Annotated in this window: 1 protein-coding gene; it reads left to right on the top strand. The window is 31.9% G+C overall.

The window, feature by feature from the left end:
- The first annotated feature begins 113 nt into the window (after positions 1 to 113).
- Positions 114 to 851, top strand: coding sequence for a TlpA family protein disulfide reductase (locus MMU07_RS21675; RefSeq protein WP_241128707.1), 738 nt, complete (start codon positions 114 to 116; stop codon positions 849 to 851).
- Positions 852 to 1,129: the final 278 nt, after the last annotated feature.

The following is a 1,129-nucleotide window of genomic DNA, read 5'->3' on the forward strand; positions in this document are numbered from 1 at the left end:
CTCCATTCAACATTCACTAAACGCAATACCGGGGACTGCCAAATGGCACGGAGCAGTACAGCGTTTAGTTAACCGTTGGTTACAATAATAAAAACTAAAAACAATATAATAATATGAAGACAACAACTCAAATTTCTTTAATTCTTGTTGGGATTTTTTATTCTAGTTTTATGTTTGGACAATCTGCAAACTATTATTTAAATGAAGAAGGAAAAATATTAAACGAAAAAGATTACATAGAACTAAAGGAAAAAAGGTTAAGCAAAATGAAAGAAGTGGTAAAATCTATGGACATCTATGAAGAATTAGATTTAGAGTATAATAGGAATGATTCAATTGTTTTTTCATATAAATGGCATTTCACTGACAACGTTAAAAAGACAAAATTAGAAATTGAAAGAAAAAAAGCTTTAATCGGTAAAGAATATCCTATAATAAATGCTAAGACATTAGATGGTCGTGTAATTAACATAGAAGACCTGAAAGGTAAACCTACCTTAATAAATTTATGGTTTACCTCTTGTAAACCTTGTGTTGAAGAAATGCCAATTTTAAATAAAATGAAAGAGGAATATAATGATAAGTTTAATTTTTTATCAATAACCTTTGAGTCAGAAAGCAAGGTGAGGAAGTTTTTACAAAAATTTCAGTTTGATTTTGAACATATAGTTGACTCAAAAGAACTAACTAGAAAATTAGGCTTTGATGGATACCCCGCTAATCTATTTTTAGATAAAGATGGTATTCTTCGAGTAATTGAAGGGAATGTACCGATTGAAAAAATCGAAAATGGGGAATTTAAAATGTCTGATGGCTCGAAGTTTATTGAGATATTGAATGAATTACTGTAACCAACAGCACCTACCCAAAAGTGGCGGTTCAGTGGTTAAATCAAGCTTTGTGCTTCTATCAAAGTTTCTGCTTGGTTGACAGTGAAGTGCTTCGAAATCGCCACCTTCGGGTAGCTGCAAAACGTTATCGCTCAGTGTAAAAAACCCGAACATCAAAATAACATTAGAGAAAAGAGTAAATTTGCAACTCATAAATTATTAGTATCCATCCGACAAAACCCGTCGGGTTATAATCCGGAATTTTATTTAGGTCGGTATTCTTCCCAGTTTGATGGCAG

This window comes from Cognataquiflexum nitidum (assembly GCF_022538055.1).
GTDB classification, from domain to species: domain Bacteria; phylum Bacteroidota; class Bacteroidia; order Cytophagales; family Cyclobacteriaceae; genus Cognataquiflexum; species Cognataquiflexum nitidum.

Excerpts from the sequence above, each read along its gene's own strand:
- MMU07_RS21675 (WP_241128707.1), top strand. The coding sequence starts at position 114 with ATGAAGACAACAACTCAAATTTCTTTAATTCTTGTTGGGATTTTTTAT.